We start from the raw sequence: 16,207 nt of genomic DNA, 5'->3' as shown, positions 1-16,207 counted from the left end.
TATATTTGAACCAGAATTGCGTGTGAAGATACAGGAAGAAAAACCTAGTAATAAAATGAATTCGCAGGTTATAAAATCGATTGAGCTCAATAATGAGGAATTTAAAAAACAAACACTTTATTTTTCAGAGTATTTAAATACTATTATTGGGGGAAGATCGAGTGGAAAATCAATATTATTATCTATAATTGCAAATTTATGTAGAAGTGTTGAGGAATTCAAAACTGATAATAAAGAATATGATCAATTGGTAAAGGATTTAAGTGAAGGATCCATTGTAACTTTTGCTTATGGTAACATTGCTGATGGAAATTCGAATATTAAATTTATTTTTCAAGATGGATTACAAAAAATAGCTAGAAATAAAAATGATTTTAATAAATTTATAAACCAGAATTTTATTTCAAAAACAGATTTGAAGAATTTATTAGTAAGTATAGAGAATAAGAAACAAGATATTCAGAATGAACTTCTCAATAAAATAAGGGATATTCAATTACTTGATAAAAAAATAATAGGCTTTAAGAGTGAATTAAGTGAGAATCAGAACATTTCCGTAATCCAAGAAAATATTAATCAGCTAGAAAATGAAATAAATAAAGCACAAGAAAATGTAAGTAAATTAGATAAAGATAAAGTTACTAATTTATTATCTGAGGAACAAAATACACATAATGTTCAAAAAAATATTGAATTAGGGAAACAAACTTTAGACGTAATTATAAATTCTGATGTTGTATCAATTTCCTCAAACATTAATGGGATTAACAATATTTATATTCAAGACATTGTGGAGGAGATTAATGCGTATGTAGCTAATATAAATGCTCATATTTCAGAAGTTGCAAATGAAAAAAAGGAAAAATTGGAAGTATTAGAAACTGAAAATATTAAAAAGATTTCGGATATTCACTCTGATAACGATTACGTTGAATATTTTAAAGTGCAACAGAATTTTCCTGAAATTCGTGATAAACAAACGATGTTAGAAAATCAAGAAAAATTATATGACCATCTTGAAAAAATTTTAAAAGCATTTGACAACGAAAAAATTGAAAAGAAATCTCGTATTGATGAAATAATTAACCTATTTAACGTGCAAGATTTAAAAAAACAAGTAGTGATATATAACGAAGATGAACTTGTCGTAAAATATATTTCTGATTTGAAAATTGAACCGTTAATTGATTTATGTAGAGATAGCTTTAAAACAAGTACAAATGTGTTTAGATCATTGTTGCCTGATTTGATTTTAAGTAAATTTAGTGAGGATAAAATTAATGCAGATGATGATTTAAAAATTGAAGACTTGGTTACATTTGTTCGCAACTGTTTAACTAAAGATATTAGTTCAGCTCTTAGAAGCGGCAAAACTTTATATGACGTTTTAAATAAATTGGCATCTTTAGATTTTATAACTGAGAGCTATTCGGTTAAATACAATAATCAATTTTTTAATCAAATGTCAGAAGGTAAAAAATCATTTGTTTTGTTATTAATGCAGCTTACAATATCTGAAGACAATTCTCCATTATTGATTGATCAACCTGAGGATGAATTAGATAATAAAGCAATTTATAATGAACTTGTTAGATTTATAAGAAATCAAAAAATAAGAAGACAACTTTTTATTGTTACTCATAATCCTAATGTCGTAGTAGCAGGTGATAGTGAATCAATAACTATAGCCGAACAGAAAATACGGAGTAACGGTGAGTATGAATTTATTTATACACAAGGAACAATTGAGGATAGTGAAACACAAGAAAAAATTTGTTTAGTATTGGAAGGTGGAAAAACTGCATTTTTAAATAGACAAAAAAGGTATGAATTCATTACCGAAGTTCGGTCGTAAATTCTAACAATAATTTGTGTAAATATAGATATCAAGTTAACTGATAAGATATAATCACCGTATATTAAATTTACATAGAAATGGTAGGGCTAGATTTACGTAGTAATTCTAAACATGAGCCTAAAATTTCATTTGTAGCTAAAAATTTTGACGTTCGTGTAATTAAAATTTGGGAATTGTTTGCATTTGAAAAGGCGGTCTTTTAATCGCCCATATTAGAATCCCCAGTTGCGATATGGTATCCTTAAGGTGCAACATATCGCTGTTAGTAAAAAGGGGGATTATTATGAAAAAAGCAATTGGGCTTATCTTATTGGCCGCCATTTTGGCAGTGGGGGGCTTTTATGGGATGAAGTACTATAATGAAACTTATAAAGAAGCACCTGCTTATGCGGTAGTGCCAAGTCAAGTACCGAAAAAAGAACAAACACGGGATGCGAATGACAAAATTGTGCCAAATTCAATTACGTATGATTATAACTTCGATTTCGTGAAGGAAGATGGCACACATCAAACAATGCACTTCGCACTTGAAGGCGCAGATGTGAAACCATTTACGCCAGGGGCATACATCAAAGCTGATATTAGTCAAAAGCGGGTTACTAAAGGACCAAATGAGATTAATAAAACGGATGTCCCAACGAATGTCCAAGATAAGTTAGCTAAATAATGCCAGAAATTCGCAGGCCAGTTTAAGGTTCTGCGAATTTTTTGTACTATTAAATAAATCATTGAAGAATCGTTAAGGACGAACACGGTAACTTGACATTGAGAGTTAACTTCGATATAGTTAACTGGTTAATTATTTCTAGTAAGGAGAATGTGATGCCAATTCCACGTAACGAGATTGTCGGTCTTACCACCACTTTGAATGAATTTGTGCGCCAGTATGCTAGTCGGAGTGAGCTACTCAATGATGATGGGCAATTAGCAGTTAGTGATACCCAGGCCCACATTCTGATGTTGCTTCTTGATAGTGCAACCCCGCTAGCCAATAATCAGTTAGCTAACTTAATGGAGCTGACCCGCCCAGCAATTACTAAGGCGGTCAAAGAATTACTTAAGCAAGGTTATTTAACCGCCACACCCGCTCAACATGATGGGCGCGTGATGGAATACCAGTTAACAGCAAGTGGCCAGACAGTTGCCAATGAGCATCGGCAACGCCATGAAACGACCATTAATCAGTTAGCCGCCGTCTGTGACAAGTACACGGGGGCGGAACTACATTTGATCCAACAATTTATCAATGAATTAGCGACCCGCGCATGGGAAACCAATGCGCCACAGCAACGAAAAGGACAGCAGCATGACTGAAAATATTATTACAGCGCATAATTTAAGTGTTGAATTCCCTGACAAAGTGGTCTTTCGTGACTTGAATATTGAAGTTCCGCGTGGGAGTTTTTTGAGTATTGTTGGTGATAATGGGGCCGGTAAGACGACGTTTTTACGTGTCGTGCTCGGTCACTTGAAACCAGCAAGTGGGGGTGTGACCCTTTCACCTGACCGCAAGGACATTAAGATTGGATACGTCCCACAGTTTCGTAATTTAACGGCGGAATACCCATTAAGTATTAAAAACTTCGTGGCGTTAGGATTAACTGAAAGTAAATTACCATGGTTAACCAAGCGGGAAAAAGCGAAGTTAGAGCATATTATTGCTGAAACTGAATTGACTAAACGCCTCGATGCCCGTTTAGGTACGGCATCAGGTGGTGAAAAACAAAAGGCGTACCTTGCTCAAGCATTGGTCGAACAACCTGACTTGTTGATTTTGGACGAATCAACCGCTAGTTTGGATAATGTGGTGAAGTATGAATTACTCGACCTTGTTACAGAATACCAACGTGATCATGATGTGACAGTCATATTTGTGACCCACGACCTTCCATTGGCGCAAAAATATGCCACTGACTATTTATTAATCCAAAACGGCCAAGCGGTTAATGGTAAAATCAAAGACCTCGACTTGACGAAGTTGAAGATGGCGGACCTAACTGGGGAAGTTAATAGTGAAGTAATGTAGCGAGCGAAGCCAAGGGTGCTGACATAAATAAAAATTTCTCGATGGCATCTGACTGGTGGCAATTTCTTGTTTTCATATTGGTAAAAAATTCGGCGGTTGCGATGGATAAACTTTTTAAATATAATTGAACATAGTTAAATGATATAAAAAGTTTTAGGAGTAGATACATGAATTGGATGGATACATGGGTTATCCCAATAATTACAGGTGCGTTATCACCAATTGTATTATTTCTTTTCGGCAGCCTACTTATGCGCAGTAATTTTATTACTAAAAAAATTGCTAAAACCTACCAAACGGTCAAAACAGGCTTGGAATTAAATTTGGATGAAGATATCGCGAGTGCCGATGAAATTGATCAAACAGATGACGTGCATCTTAATGATGACACCCCAACTAACAAGGTAGCCACCTTAACGAAGGTAAGTAAAGACTATGGTGCTGATGATGCCAATGGATGGAAAGTCCGCACGTATTATGTCATCTCAACAAAGCAATTGGCGGAACATAAATACATTAATTTTAAAATTAAAAATTTGGATGACATCACAATTAAGTTGGCAACAGCTGAACTAATTAAGCGCTTTGATGTTAAAGCGGTGGCCGATATTGCTAGTAAAATTCGCATATATATTTATCAAGCTGAAGCTGATGAGGATACACATGAATTTTACATGGTCCGGTTTGGTAAAAAAGCCATGACAACACCGATTCATTTAGAAAAAACGAGCACAGACTTGTACAGATTAGAAGTTAACTAAATAAGGTTTATCGACAAAATGACCCGCAATGAATTTTAAAATTCATTGCGGGTCATTTTTAGATTTACTACGTACTTTATTAACGTTTGGAACGCCGATAACCAGCTGCTTGTGCTTCAGCTTCTGTGGTAAAGTGAATCACATTTTCAGCTTTAATATGATATTGTTTTTGGCTAGGGAGGTGATAAATATGGGAATTAACATCCCCGATAATACCACCACTATTTGTGGCCACCGATTCGTTAGTATCTTGAGTAGGGCTGTCAGTAGCGGTAGAGGGCGTGGGCGCTACTGAGATTGTTGGATTATCTGCAACCGGCGGTGGGGTTGTTGAACTAGCTGGATTAGTAGTTTCTGTTGGTGAAGGTACTATTGGATCCGGGGTACTTGAGCTAGCAGCACTTGAACTACTACTTGTGGCAACTGGGCTAGCAGTCTGGTCGGCGCTTGAACTATTACTTGTGGCAACTGGGCTAGCAGTCTGGTCTGCACTTGAACTGCTACTTGTACTAGATTGGCTAGTCACACTGGATACCACATTGGTCGAGCTAGCGGTACTAGTCGCTGCTGTATGGTCATGGGCGCCAACGACTTTTGTAGTCTTTTTTTTTGCCGCTTGTTGGACGGGCGTATCCGGTTGATTGGCAATTTCTTTACCTAGTGAGGTGACGGTTGAAGAAGTCATAATAATTAAGATTGCAATTAAGCTATGCTTGAGTTTTTGGTGGGTAGTTGGATTTGTCTGACCACGTTTGAGTAAAATAAAGTGGATTAATCCAATGATAAGAGCAATAATAACTAACCACGTGCGTAATGCGCTAAGGGCTGAGCTAGTAAATAGTAAAAAAATAATGAAAGTAATGATGAATAGTGACCATTTACGATGGGCCTTGAAAAATTCGAACATGAATGTCCCCTTTGATATAAAAAAATAAGCTAGTACATAATATAACATAAAATTAAGTAAATATAAGAAAAAATAAAATTATACTTTAAAAGATCGTTTGCAAAGGCCTTTAATATGGTAATAATTTACCGATTAAATGATGAGATACCATATTAAGGGAGTAGTGCGGATGAAACAACGTAGAAAACAAATGAACGCTAGTAACAAGCACCAAAGTATTGGCAAGTATTTAATGATTGGTATGCTTATGATTTCAGTGGTACCAGTAGTTTTAATGGTAATAGCATCATTTTTGATAACCACGAATTTGGTTAATCAGCGGGTTGAAAATATTGAACGGAGTGCCGCCAAAGTTGTTAATACGGCAAATGAAAATGCCAATGCGAAAGCGACCGAACAAGTTAATAAATTGGCTAAACTAAATTCTTTGACTAAATCGACTTTTGATTTGGCAACGATTCAAACGGAAATTAATATGGTGATGGATAGTGGTAATGCCTACTTATCTAATATTGCCTTTGCAAAAAGTGATGGTAAGCTAGTTGCAACAGAGAGTATTCCGGAAGGGTTTGATCCTCGGAAACGCGATTGGTTTACCGGGGCAATTACAGCTAATGGGAGCGTCTATGTTTCACCAATCTATATTGATATTTCAACAGGGCAAACAGTTATATCAGCGTCCCTGCAAATTACAACCGCTAGTGGTGAAGTGGGGGTGCTCGAAATTGATCTGCCGTTTGACAATGTGCAAGATACCGTCAAAGACTTAGAAGTTGGTCGGACAGGTACCTCAACAATTGTATCCAATAAAGGCCTCGTTATTGCTTCAGACGGGAAGACTAAAAGTTTGACGTATCCGGTGGGAAAAAGTATCGAGAATAGTGTCTTATTTAAGCGGATTGCAAGTTCTAATCAACGTCAAGGTGACTTGAAGGTGGCCGGCCATAAAGTGTACTTTGATAAAGGTGATTTAGGTAGTAAAGTTTGGGTCATTGAACAAGTATCGACGCAAGAAATTGCATTAGAACAAAGATTATTATTAGGAATATCACTGGCTCTAATGGCGATTGTCGGCGTATTTATAATAATTTTAGCAAGCTGGTATGTAAAGTTAATTCATGAAATATTACAACGGTATACTGATAGTTTTGCCCAAGGTAGTTGTGGTAAATTAGTGCCAATTATGACGGACACTAATAATCCGAAGTTGATAAATCGGATAATTAAACCAGATGCGAATGGTCATGAATTTAATCGTTTATCAAAGCACTATAATGAAATGCTAACCTCCGTGAGTGAGCTGATTACAGACGTCCAGGTGGAAAGTACCAAGGTCGCTTCGGCGGCGACTGATATGGGTGAACTAGCTAAGCAAACTAATGTCGCGACAGACGAGGTTGCTATAACTGTGACTGAAATTGCCCAAGGTGCTGCTAATCAGGTAACTGAAACGGAGCAGGGGATGGCAACGGTCCAAGGGTTATCGCATGTTTTAGCGCAAATGCAAAATAACGTTAATACGATGTTAAATAAAGCTGACGAGTCAGCACGATTAAATCAGTCTAATGTTGAAGTGACAACGACAGTCCAAAAAAATTGGACAACTCAAATGGAACAGTTGGCGGCATTAAAGACCAGCATGACAACAATGGCTACCAATGTGCAAGAAATTAGTACTGTGATTAAAGTTATTAATGATATCTCACAACAAACGAACTTATTAGCATTAAATGCGTCAATTGAAGCTGCCAGTGCTGGTGAAGCGGGTAAGGGCTTTGCGGTTGTGGCTGCTGAAATCCGCAAGTTAGCAGAGCAAAGTAAAGCATCAACTAAGAGTATCCAAAGGATTGTGACGCGTATTCAAGGCGATGCGCAATTAATGGTGACTAAAACGGACGAGTCAGTTGTTGGGGGCCAAGCACAAACGAAGTTATTGACCGAATCGTTGACGGCTACGCAAGCAGTTTTTACTAACAATGAAGCGTTACGAGGAGAAATTACGGCATTAGTTACCATAGCTGATGAAGTTGCTACGGTTCAAACGACAGTTTTACGTAGTTTAGAAGTAATCTCGACGGCAGCTGAAAAGAGTGCCGCTGGAACACAAGAAGTATCGGCCAATGCTGAGGAAGTATCGGCCATGATGGATGAATTTACGAATAGTGTCCAGATATTAGATGGCTCAGCGCAATATCTCCAAAAAATGTTACAAAAATTCGAATTGACTGAATAACTCCAAGCCTGGGGTACAATAAGTTAAAGTTTCATGTGAAACAAATCAAAATGGCATATCTGAACCGTACCGCTGTTTTAGTAATAATTTGCTAGCATAAAATATAAAAAAGGACCGAATTTATCAAAATTCAGTCCTTTTTTTTAGCTAATGGTCTTTAGGTCACGATTTATTTACCCTGATCTTCAAACAAATGCCCAATTTTGAAGTAAATCTCATTAACTTTTTTAGCCCCAGCTTTAAGCTCTTCATAGGCAGCTAAATTGACGTGTAACATTTCAGCGGAGTTATTAGTCATTTCGTTAATTTGGGTAGATTCGTTAGCTAGTAGTTTAACTTGATCTTCGATTTTACTAATTCGTTCTTGAATATTAACGGCTTCTTCACGGACTTGATTAGAAAGTTTCCGAATTTCTTTGGAGATAACCGTAAAGCTACCACCATGTTCATTCAAGCGGGCGGCTTCAATCGCTGAGTTCACGGCTAACATCCGCGTTTGGTGGGCAACGTCTTGAATTACGGTAATAATATCGTTAGCTTGCTCAGTTTCATGGAGCAGTGTGGTACTCGTTTCTTTATTTTTAGCGGTGAATTCTTCCATCTCGCTGATGCTAGTAATTGTTTGATTGACACGCGTAACCCCACAATTGGCAATATCATCAACATCTTGGGTGAAGGCTTTAATATTTTTAAGAATGCCACCAAGTTCAACCGCTCGTTCAGTGGTATTAAAGGCTACTTTAACAATTGAGATAACCGTACCTGCATTATCTTTAACCGGGAGGTAAATTGCTTCAAAAAACACCTGCTTACCGGTTTTTGATTTACGTAAAATCTGTTCTTGGAATGGTTCGCCATTCAAAATAGTCTCCCAGAAAATTTCGTACTGGGGGTGTTGCGTGTACACCGAAAAGCACAAATCGGCGTGGTTGGCACCTAAAAGTTCAGCAACTGTATAGCCCAAGCTTTCAGCAAAAACTTCATTGGCATGAATCAGTTGACGCTTAGGATTAAAAATGGCGACGGGAATGGCGTGATTAACAACTTCTTGCAGTGAATAGTGAATTAAGTCCGAATTTTCCATAATAACAACGTCCTTTAGATTTAGTGGGATATATACAAGTAATCGGTTAAAGGGATGGTTAATTTAAGGGACGGCTATTTATTTTTGCTAATCAAAGGTCAAATAACTAGGAATAAAGGCCATTTTACCGTTAAGAAAAGGTTGCTGGTGTTCACTTATCATTTGTTTTTTGATACACTGTTTCTAAAATATAAAATGTAAGGATAATTAAATGATATTAAAAATCATTGTTACGATATATGTTATCAGTATGCTTGCCGGTCTGATATTTATGATTATGTGGCTTCGTGGAGCAGCTAAGAAACAACCAAATAATAAATGGAAATACATGCTTGCAACGATGGTTGTTATAGTTATTAGTGGAACAAGTGTTAGCTATATTCGCGGACAACAATACCAAGCTAACCAACAACGCTTAGAAAAATTGGCTATTAAACATGCTAAAAAAGAAGCGCATGATTTGAAAAAATTGCAAGTTACTAACAAATTTGGATTTGAACAGTATTTGGTACTCTTGATGCAACCACACAAGAAGACTGGTGTAAGTCATCAATTGAATGGAAATGAAGGGGCGCAAACAAAGGTCTTACGTAATGCACAAAAGGCAATTTTTAGAATGCGTGAGAACCCCATGGCAAAAAAAGATGGAATTTTGTTGGTATCATATGTCAAAGTTCATAAAAAGATGCAACCACTTTTTGTCTTGTATGCTTCGGCAAAACAAGTTCGTAAAATGAGTAAGGTGCCGGATGACCCTAAAGTCTTCTTGAATAGTGACTTAACGGCGTACTGGTTTAATAAACGATTTATTAAACAAAAAGATGATACATTGCCAGGTATCTTCAATAACGTCTTGCTTGAAGATCAAAAGCATATGCCAAGTAAGGTAAAAAAAGAACTTGTTTCAGGGAAAACAGTTTACTAACCTAGCTTAATTAAAAAAGAACCGCTCGCAATGGCTGCGAGCGGTTCTTTTTAATAATATAGCAATTATTTGGCAAAGAGGCCGTTTAATAATTCCATGAAGTAAACCAAGTAAGCATCTGCATCGACACCCACGGCGGCTTTCATATTCGTAGTTGGATCATTCAAGCGCGCTTTGTCACCGATTGTACGACCGTAATCAACGTCATCGTAAGTTACTTGCATGTTCAAGTCAATCGTGTTGACAAATGAAGGGTTGATTGACACCCCAACAGCTAATGGATCATGAAGGGCACAACCATTTTTATCGATGTCTAAGTTGTAGTAAGCATCAATATAGAAATCAACAATATCAGCAAAGACCCGGCCAGCTTCAGTGCCAAGGTCACGCCATTGTTGAGTTTCTTTTTTAGTAAGCAATGTCCGTAACGTAACATCCAAACCAACCATTGTCATTTGGGCTGGTGAACGGAAAACGCGGTCAGCAGCTTCAGGGTCTTGGTGGATGTTAGCTTCAGTAAATGGAGTTACGTTACCAGGCACGGTCAAAGCCCCACCCATGAAAGTGATGTTACCAATCAAGTTAGCAACTTCGGGGTCCTTAGCAATGGCAGCATCTAAGTTAGTCATCGGACCAGTTGGAATCAAAATCAAGTCGTCGTTGTACTTGTGAGCGGCTTCAATTAAGAAATCAACCCCAGATTGGCTTTCGATGGGGCGCTTAGCAACTGGTAATTCAACTTCCCCAATCCCATTTTTACCGTGGATAAGTTGTGAAATTTCCATAACTTCAAAGCTATCAGTCGTACTTGAGTGACCTTCCCCTAAGAAGACTGGCACATCAGTCTGACCAAGCAATTCGAGTAACTTCAATGAATTTTCACCAGAAGTTTCTACTAAACAGTTACCATAAGAACTGATAATTCCGATCAAGTCAACGGCTGGATCAGCAATGGCATATGCTAAAGCCAATGCATCATCAATCCCAGTATCTAAATCCAAAATCATTTTCTTTTGTGCCATGTGTAATCTCCGTTTCAAATGTTATGCAAGTTGCATATATATCAAGTTATTATCTTAATGATACCGAACAAAAAGGTAATTATCAATTAGTATGATGCGGAAAATCCGAATGACACAGAATTAAAATAATTTAATTATATGTAAAAAAATTCAACAAGATAAGAAAAATTATTGAACAAGTAGCTGCCGATAACCAAAATAGCGTAAAATAGGGAGCATAAGGATTTGAACGGAGGAAATGAGATGCAAGATGTTGATGTGACGATTATTGGCGGTGGTCCGGTGGGCCTTTTTGCAGCCTACTATGCGCGGTTACGGGATTTAAATGTGCGCGTTGTTGAAAGTTTGGCAACCGTTGGCGGTCAGGTTAGCACGTTATATCCCCAAAAACAGATTTTAGATGTGGCTGGTTTTCCACATGTTACCGGGGCAAAGTTAGTTCAACAATTAACCGAGCAAGCCGAACAGTTAGCCCCTGAAATTGTGACAGCAACGACGGTGGCAGATGTCCAATTGACCGATGATGGCCATTTCCAAGTTAGTACGACTGCCGGTGAATTTCAATCAGGAGCAGTAATTATTGCAACTGGTGGTGGTAACTTTACGCCGCGCACATTACCGTTGCCAACTACGGATGTTAATGTGGAGCAACATGTGCATTATTTTGTCGGAGATGGCAAACAATTTACTGGGAAGCGCGTTTTAGTAGCAGGGGGTGGTGATTCAGCCATTGATTCCGCACTCTATTTATTAGACCATGCGTCGGCAGTACACTTGATGCATCGCCGGCCAAGTTTTCGGGCGTTGGAACATAGCGTCAATCAATTACTAGCAAGTGATGTTAAGTTAGAGACGCCATTTTTGATTGAAAATATCACGGCCACCGCTGACGGGAGTTTAGCAGTAACGATGCATGAAGTGATGGGGGATACGATTAAAGTTATCGAAGTTGATGAAGTCTTAGTTAGTTATGGCTTTATTTCAGAAAACACCACCATGCAGCAATGGCAAGTCCAACCAACCCAGACGCCACAAGGAATTAGCGTGGATCAAACGTTACAGACGGATATTGCGGGGCTTTTTGTAATTGGGGATGCCGCCACATATCCTGGCCGCACGGAGTTATTGAGTACCGGTTTTGGTGAGGCGCCATTAGCAGTTAATGCTGCTGTCCGCTTTTTAGATCCAACTAAGCGTGGACCAATTCATTCAAGTTCGTTGCATATTGAAAATGGCCAAATTACAAAATAGGAGAAAATAACATGGGTAAAAGTGATAAGTATTTTGTTGAAAAGTATTTAGGAGTCCCAGTCGACCAAGATACCAATGGTAAGTATGTGGTCCGGGCGGGGGTTAATCCAAGTTATTGGCGAATTGGTAAACATACCAAAGGAAAGTTCACCGCACCAGGGCAAATTTTCTTAACGGAGAAGAATATCCCGATTGCGATTGTGCAAGCTGAGCCATTAGCATTTAAGGATCGTCATGATGTCGTAGCGTTGCAAAGATTCACTAATGAGAGTGTAACAAGTGGCGATTAGCGACAGCAAATATTATGGGATACTGTTAATTGAATAAACCGAAAACGTCGAAGTTGAGCCATCTTTGACGTTTTTTTGCGGCATAAATATATCGGATAATTTTATTGTTAACAAAGATAATGAGACTATAAGAAAATGATGCCAAAAACCGAACGAAATGTATCGTTTTGGTATCAATGTAAAGATACTGTAAAACGGCAAAAAACGTTGACCAATCTTGACAAAGCCTATTTATTTTGGTTTTTATCGTTTAAATCGGGCCGATTTCACTAAAAAATATTGTAACGTTCGGATTTTGCTATCCAGTTTTTATAAAATTATTGCAGAAAATTGAATCCTATATTATTCTAAAGTTGTTCAATATCTTAACTTTCTAATTTTTCTTTAAAGGAGAAAACTGATGCGTAATTTTAAACGCGGTTTGGCACTCGTAATGGGTGTAGCAGCATTGTTTACCCTTGCTGCGTGTGGTAAGACTTCTGATACAACTAAGAGCGGTGACTTAAAGTCATTAACTGTTCAATTTGTTCCATCTTCTAACGCTGACACAATCCAAGCAAAGGCAAAGCCACTTGGTAAGTTGTTGAGTAAAGAATTAGGAATTCCAGTTAACGTTTCTGTTTCAACTGACTACAACACAATTGTTGAAGCCATGGGATCTAAGAAAGTTGACATGGGCTTCTTGCCACCTGCACCATATACTATTGCTCACAAAAAGTACGGTGTTAACGTAATCTTGCAATCACAACGTTTTGGAGTGCAAAAAAACAACACTGGTTTACCAACTACTGACTTGGTAAACAGCTACGCATCAGACATCATTGTTCGTAAAGACAGTGGTATTAAGAGCATCAAAGACTTGAAGGGTAAGAAGATTGCCGTTCAAGACGTAACTTCAGATGCTGGTTACATCTTCCCAATGGTTGAATTAGACCACAAGGGAATCAAACCTTCAGATTACACAACCGTTACTGTTAAGGGTCACGACCAAGGTGTCCTTGCCGTTGAAAACAAGAATGCTGATGCAGCCTTTGTCTTCAACGATGCTCGTAACTTGGTTAAAAAAGATGTTCCTTCAATCTTTAACGATACGCAAGTATTGTACCAAACAACACCAATTCCTAATGATACAATCGCGCTTCGTTCAGGTATTGATGCTAAGTGGCAAAAGAAGATTACTGACGCCATGGAAGCCATCACTAAGACTAAGCAAGGTGCTCAAATCATGAAGGATGTGTACTCATGGAATGGAGTTACACCATCTAAGGATTCTAACTTCGATATCGTCCGTAAATACGAATCAGAAGCTAACAAATTAAACTAAGCAATTTCTAAAAGGCCGCGATAGAGGTTGAAATTAACCTTTATCCGGCCTTTTAGTGCCATGAAGCATGTACTTGATGGCACTAAAAGGCTGTGGTGCCGAGAACTTACTATATAACTGCCTAGAGCTGAAGTTAAGCGAAGAACGGAGATGCAAGCATGCAAGAAGGTACACCAATTATTGAATTTAATGACGTCAATAAAGTTTATCCTAACGGAACAGTAGGACTTGATAATATCAATTTAACAATCAACAAAGGTGAATTTGTGGTGATTGTTGGGTTATCAGGGGCCGGAAAGAGTACGTTATTACGTGCCGCTAACCGCCTACATGATGTTTCAAGTGGTGAGATTTTGATTGATGGCCAATCAATTGTGACAGCTAAAGGAAAGCAGTTACGTGAAGTCCGTCGTAATATTGCGATGATTTTCCAAAACTTTAATTTGGTTAAGCGTTCAACCGTTGAAAAGAACATTCTTAACGGGCGTGTTGGTTACTACCCAACTTGGAAAACAATTTTTGGCTTATTTTCAGCCGCAGATAAGCAACAAGCAGCAGCTAATTTACAACGAGTGAATTTAGGTGAGAAATTATATTCACGGGCTGATGAATTATCTGGGGGACAACAACAACGGGTCGCTATTGCCCGGGCCTTGATGCAAGAACCTAAGATTATGTTAGCCGATGAACCAATTGCTTCACTTGATCCACGGACAACTGTCATGGTAATGGATGACTTGAAAAAGTTAAATGAAGAGCTCGGAATTACAGTCGTTGTTAACTTACACAGTGTCAGCTTAGCTAAGCAATATGCATCACGGGTTGTTGGTTTACGCGCAGGTAAGTTAGTTTATGATAAACAAATTGGTGATGTTCAAGATGGGGACTTCGATGAAATTTACGATGGTAAAAACCAAGAAGTAAAGGAGGCCTAAGATGAACACCATTCCCAAAAAATCTTTTGCCCAAAAGTGGCATATTAAGGCGCTTGTTTGGACTGCGATTGTGTTGGCCTTATTCATTGCTTCTTGTGCGATGACAGGGGTTGATGTCGGAGCATTCTTAACCGGCTTTAACCAATTTATGCAAATCTTTTATGAAATGTTAAAACCGGATTGGTCATATGTACCATTCACGATTAAACCAATTATTCAAACGATTCAAATGGCGTTAATTGGGACATTAGTAGGTTCAATTATCGCCGTGCCATTTGCCGTTTTAGCAGCCCGAAACATTGTGACTAACACAGTTATACGAGGAACGATTCGGTTTATTTTAAACTTAGTGCGCACATTGCCTGATTTGATGTTAGCCGCCGTTTTCGTTGCGGTTGTCGGAATTGGCCCAATGGCGGGGGTGCTTACATTAGCCATCTTTAGTTTTGGGATGATTTCAAAATTATTCTATGAAGCAATTGAAACTATCGACATGGGACCGATTGAAGCGTTAACAGCAGCTGGGGCTACTAAGACCCAAGTTGTCTGGTTTGCAGTGTTACCACAAGTTTATAATCACTTCTTGAGTTACTTCTTGTACACTTTTGAAATCAACGTACGGGCATCAACGATTCTTGGATATCTTGGTGCCGGTGGGATTGGGGAATTACTCCAACGGTCACTGGGCCAATTCCGTTACGACCGGACCGCGATTGTTGTTATTGGAACATTCATCGTAGTGGTCGTTGTTGATACCTTAAGTAACCAATTACGGGAGCGTTTACAATAATGACAATTAAGAAAACATTTTGGCAAAAATACGAGGCCTGGATTTGGGCGCTTATTTTTGTAATCATTTATGTCTGGGCCTTTTCAGGGATTCCAGTAACTGGAATTCAAGCGGTAGCTGGTGAAGTTACTAAATCAATTTTACATGGCTTATTCCACCCAGACTTCAGTTATGTATATACCGGGGATGGCGAAGATTTAATTAGCTTGTTACTACAAACATTAGCGATTGCCTTTGCCGGAACAATTGCTTCAGCCCTCTTAAGTATTCCATTTGCCTTTTGGGCTGCTCGGACGAAAAAAGGTGGCACACACCTTGGTTCAAGTTCAGGGAAATTATTCCTAACCATTGTGCGGACTTTCCCTGAAATCGTAATGGCAATTATGTTCATTAAAGCAGTTGGCCCAGGACCATTTGCTGGGGTCTTAGCGGTATCATTTCACTCAATCGGGATGCTTGGTAAATTATTTGCCGAAGCAGTTGAAGAAATCGATCGCCGCCCAGCGGAAGCGATTATTGCTGCTGGAGGAACCCAATTTGATGTGTTAATTCATGCAACTATTCCAGCGGTTATCCCTGAATTTATCTCATTAACATTGTACCGGTTTGAAATTGCGGTCCGGTCAGCTTCCATTCTTGGTTTAGTTGGGGCTGGGGGAATCGGGGCACCATTGATTTTTGCCATTGGGACCCGTTGGTGGCCACGAGTTGCCATCATTTTACTTGGAATTATCGTCATGGTTACGGTGATTGACTTCATTTCAGGATATCTTCGAAAAAAACTCGTTTAAAAATTACCTT

The 16,207-nt window shown here is 38.4% G+C and carries 16 protein-coding genes; 13 read left to right on the top strand and 3 right to left on the bottom strand.

Translation table 11 applies throughout. From position 1 onward, the window contains the following. The first annotated feature begins 22 nt into the window (after window positions 1-22). The 5 genes from LQZ75_RS05830 (at window position 23) to LQZ75_RS05810 (ending at window position 4,645) form a co-directional block, all read left to right on the top strand. Window positions 23-1,855, top strand: a complete 1,833-nt coding sequence (locus LQZ75_RS05830; protein ID WP_230096898.1) for an AAA family ATPase — start codon at window positions 23-25, stop codon at window positions 1,853-1,855. 286 nt (window positions 1,856-2,141) lie between these two features. Next, window positions 2,142-2,525 (top strand): DUF1093 domain-containing protein, encoded by a 384-nt coding sequence (locus LQZ75_RS05825; RefSeq protein ID WP_230096897.1) that lies wholly within the window; start codon window positions 2,142-2,144, stop codon window positions 2,523-2,525. Window positions 2,526-2,680: 155 nt separating this feature from the next. Next, a complete protein-coding gene (locus tag LQZ75_RS05820; protein WP_230096896.1) occupies window positions 2,681-3,172 on the top strand; it encodes a MarR family winged helix-turn-helix transcriptional regulator in 492 nt (163 codons plus the stop codon). Next, window positions 3,165-3,884: a metal ABC transporter ATP-binding protein gene (locus LQZ75_RS05815; RefSeq protein ID WP_230096895.1), complete on the top strand. Its 720-nt coding sequence runs from the start codon at window positions 3,165-3,167 to the stop codon at window positions 3,882-3,884. The genes LQZ75_RS05820 and LQZ75_RS05815 overlap by 8 nt, the downstream gene beginning before the upstream one ends. A 167-nt stretch (window positions 3,885-4,051) precedes the next feature. Beyond that, complete coding sequence (locus tag LQZ75_RS05810; protein WP_230096894.1) at window positions 4,052-4,645, top strand: hypothetical protein; 594 nt, start codon at window positions 4,052-4,054, stop codon at window positions 4,643-4,645. 79 nt (window positions 4,646-4,724) lie between these two features. Here the strand turns inward: LQZ75_RS05810 and LQZ75_RS05805 are convergent, their stop codons facing one another. After that, the gene (locus LQZ75_RS05805) at window positions 4,725-5,552 is read right to left on the bottom strand and encodes a sunset domain-containing protein (protein ID WP_230096893.1); all 828 of its coding nucleotides are present in this window, start codon (window positions 5,550-5,552) and stop codon (window positions 4,725-4,727) included. Window positions 5,553-5,721: 169 nt separating this feature from the next. Here LQZ75_RS05805 and LQZ75_RS05800 point away from each other — a divergent pair, with 169 nt between their 5' ends. Further along, a complete protein-coding gene (locus LQZ75_RS05800; protein ID WP_230096892.1) occupies window positions 5,722-7,785 on the top strand; it encodes a methyl-accepting chemotaxis protein in 2,064 nt (687 codons plus the stop codon). Window positions 7,786-7,954: 169 nt separating this feature from the next. Here LQZ75_RS05800 and LQZ75_RS05795 read toward each other — a convergent pair whose 3' ends face one another. Further along, complete coding sequence (locus tag LQZ75_RS05795) at window positions 7,955-8,869, bottom strand: methyl-accepting chemotaxis protein (protein WP_230096891.1); 915 nt, start codon at window positions 8,867-8,869, stop codon at window positions 7,955-7,957. A gap of 211 nt (window positions 8,870-9,080) precedes the next feature. Between LQZ75_RS05795 and LQZ75_RS05790 the strand changes: the two genes are divergently transcribed. Beyond that, complete coding sequence (locus LQZ75_RS05790; protein WP_230096890.1) at window positions 9,081-9,794, top strand: hypothetical protein; 714 nt, start codon at window positions 9,081-9,083, stop codon at window positions 9,792-9,794. 65 nt (window positions 9,795-9,859) lie between these two features. Here the strand turns inward: LQZ75_RS05790 and LQZ75_RS05785 are convergent, their stop codons facing one another. Then, entirely contained in the window at window positions 9,860-10,816 is a 957-nt protein-coding gene (locus LQZ75_RS05785; protein WP_230096889.1) for a nucleoside hydrolase, read from the bottom strand. A 243-nt stretch (window positions 10,817-11,059) separates the two neighbouring features. Here LQZ75_RS05785 and LQZ75_RS05780 point away from each other — a divergent pair, with 243 nt between their 5' ends. The 6 genes from LQZ75_RS05780 (at window position 11,060) to phnE (LQZ75_RS05755) (ending at window position 16,197) form a co-directional block, all read left to right on the top strand. Further along, on the top strand, window positions 11,060-12,067 hold the full coding sequence (locus LQZ75_RS05780) for an NAD(P)/FAD-dependent oxidoreductase (RefSeq protein ID WP_230096888.1): 1,008 nt from the start codon (window positions 11,060-11,062) through the stop codon (window positions 12,065-12,067). 11 nt (window positions 12,068-12,078) lie between these two features. Beyond that, on the top strand, window positions 12,079-12,357 hold the full coding sequence (locus LQZ75_RS05775) for a DUF7671 family protein (RefSeq protein ID WP_230096887.1): 279 nt from the start codon (window positions 12,079-12,081) through the stop codon (window positions 12,355-12,357). Window positions 12,358-12,757: 400 nt separating this feature from the next. Continuing rightward, the gene (locus tag LQZ75_RS05770) at window positions 12,758-13,681 is read left to right on the top strand and encodes a phosphate/phosphite/phosphonate ABC transporter substrate-binding protein (protein WP_230096886.1); all 924 of its coding nucleotides are present in this window, start codon (window positions 12,758-12,760) and stop codon (window positions 13,679-13,681) included. A 158-nt stretch (window positions 13,682-13,839) separates the two neighbouring features. Further along, window positions 13,840-14,616 (top strand): phosphonate ABC transporter ATP-binding protein, encoded by a 777-nt coding sequence (gene phnC / locus LQZ75_RS05765; protein WP_230096885.1) that lies wholly within the window; start codon window positions 13,840-13,842, stop codon window positions 14,614-14,616. A gap of 1 nt (window position 14,617) precedes the next feature. Further along, complete coding sequence (gene phnE, locus LQZ75_RS05760) at window positions 14,618-15,406, top strand: phosphonate ABC transporter, permease protein PhnE (protein WP_230096884.1); 789 nt, start codon at window positions 14,618-14,620, stop codon at window positions 15,404-15,406. Beyond that, on the top strand, window positions 15,406-16,197 hold the full coding sequence (gene phnE / locus LQZ75_RS05755) for a phosphonate ABC transporter, permease protein PhnE (RefSeq protein WP_230096883.1): 792 nt from the start codon (window positions 15,406-15,408) through the stop codon (window positions 16,195-16,197). Before phnE (LQZ75_RS05760) ends, phnE (LQZ75_RS05755) begins: the two co-directional genes overlap by 1 nt. Window positions 16,198-16,207: the final 10 nt, after the last annotated feature.

It is taken from the genome of Periweissella fabaria (genome assembly GCF_918814575.1).
GTDB classification, from domain to species: domain Bacteria; phylum Bacillota; class Bacilli; order Lactobacillales; family Lactobacillaceae; genus Periweissella; species Periweissella fabaria.
Note: the sequence above shows the minus strand (reverse complement) of the source record. Positions and strands in the feature narration are given on the sequence as shown.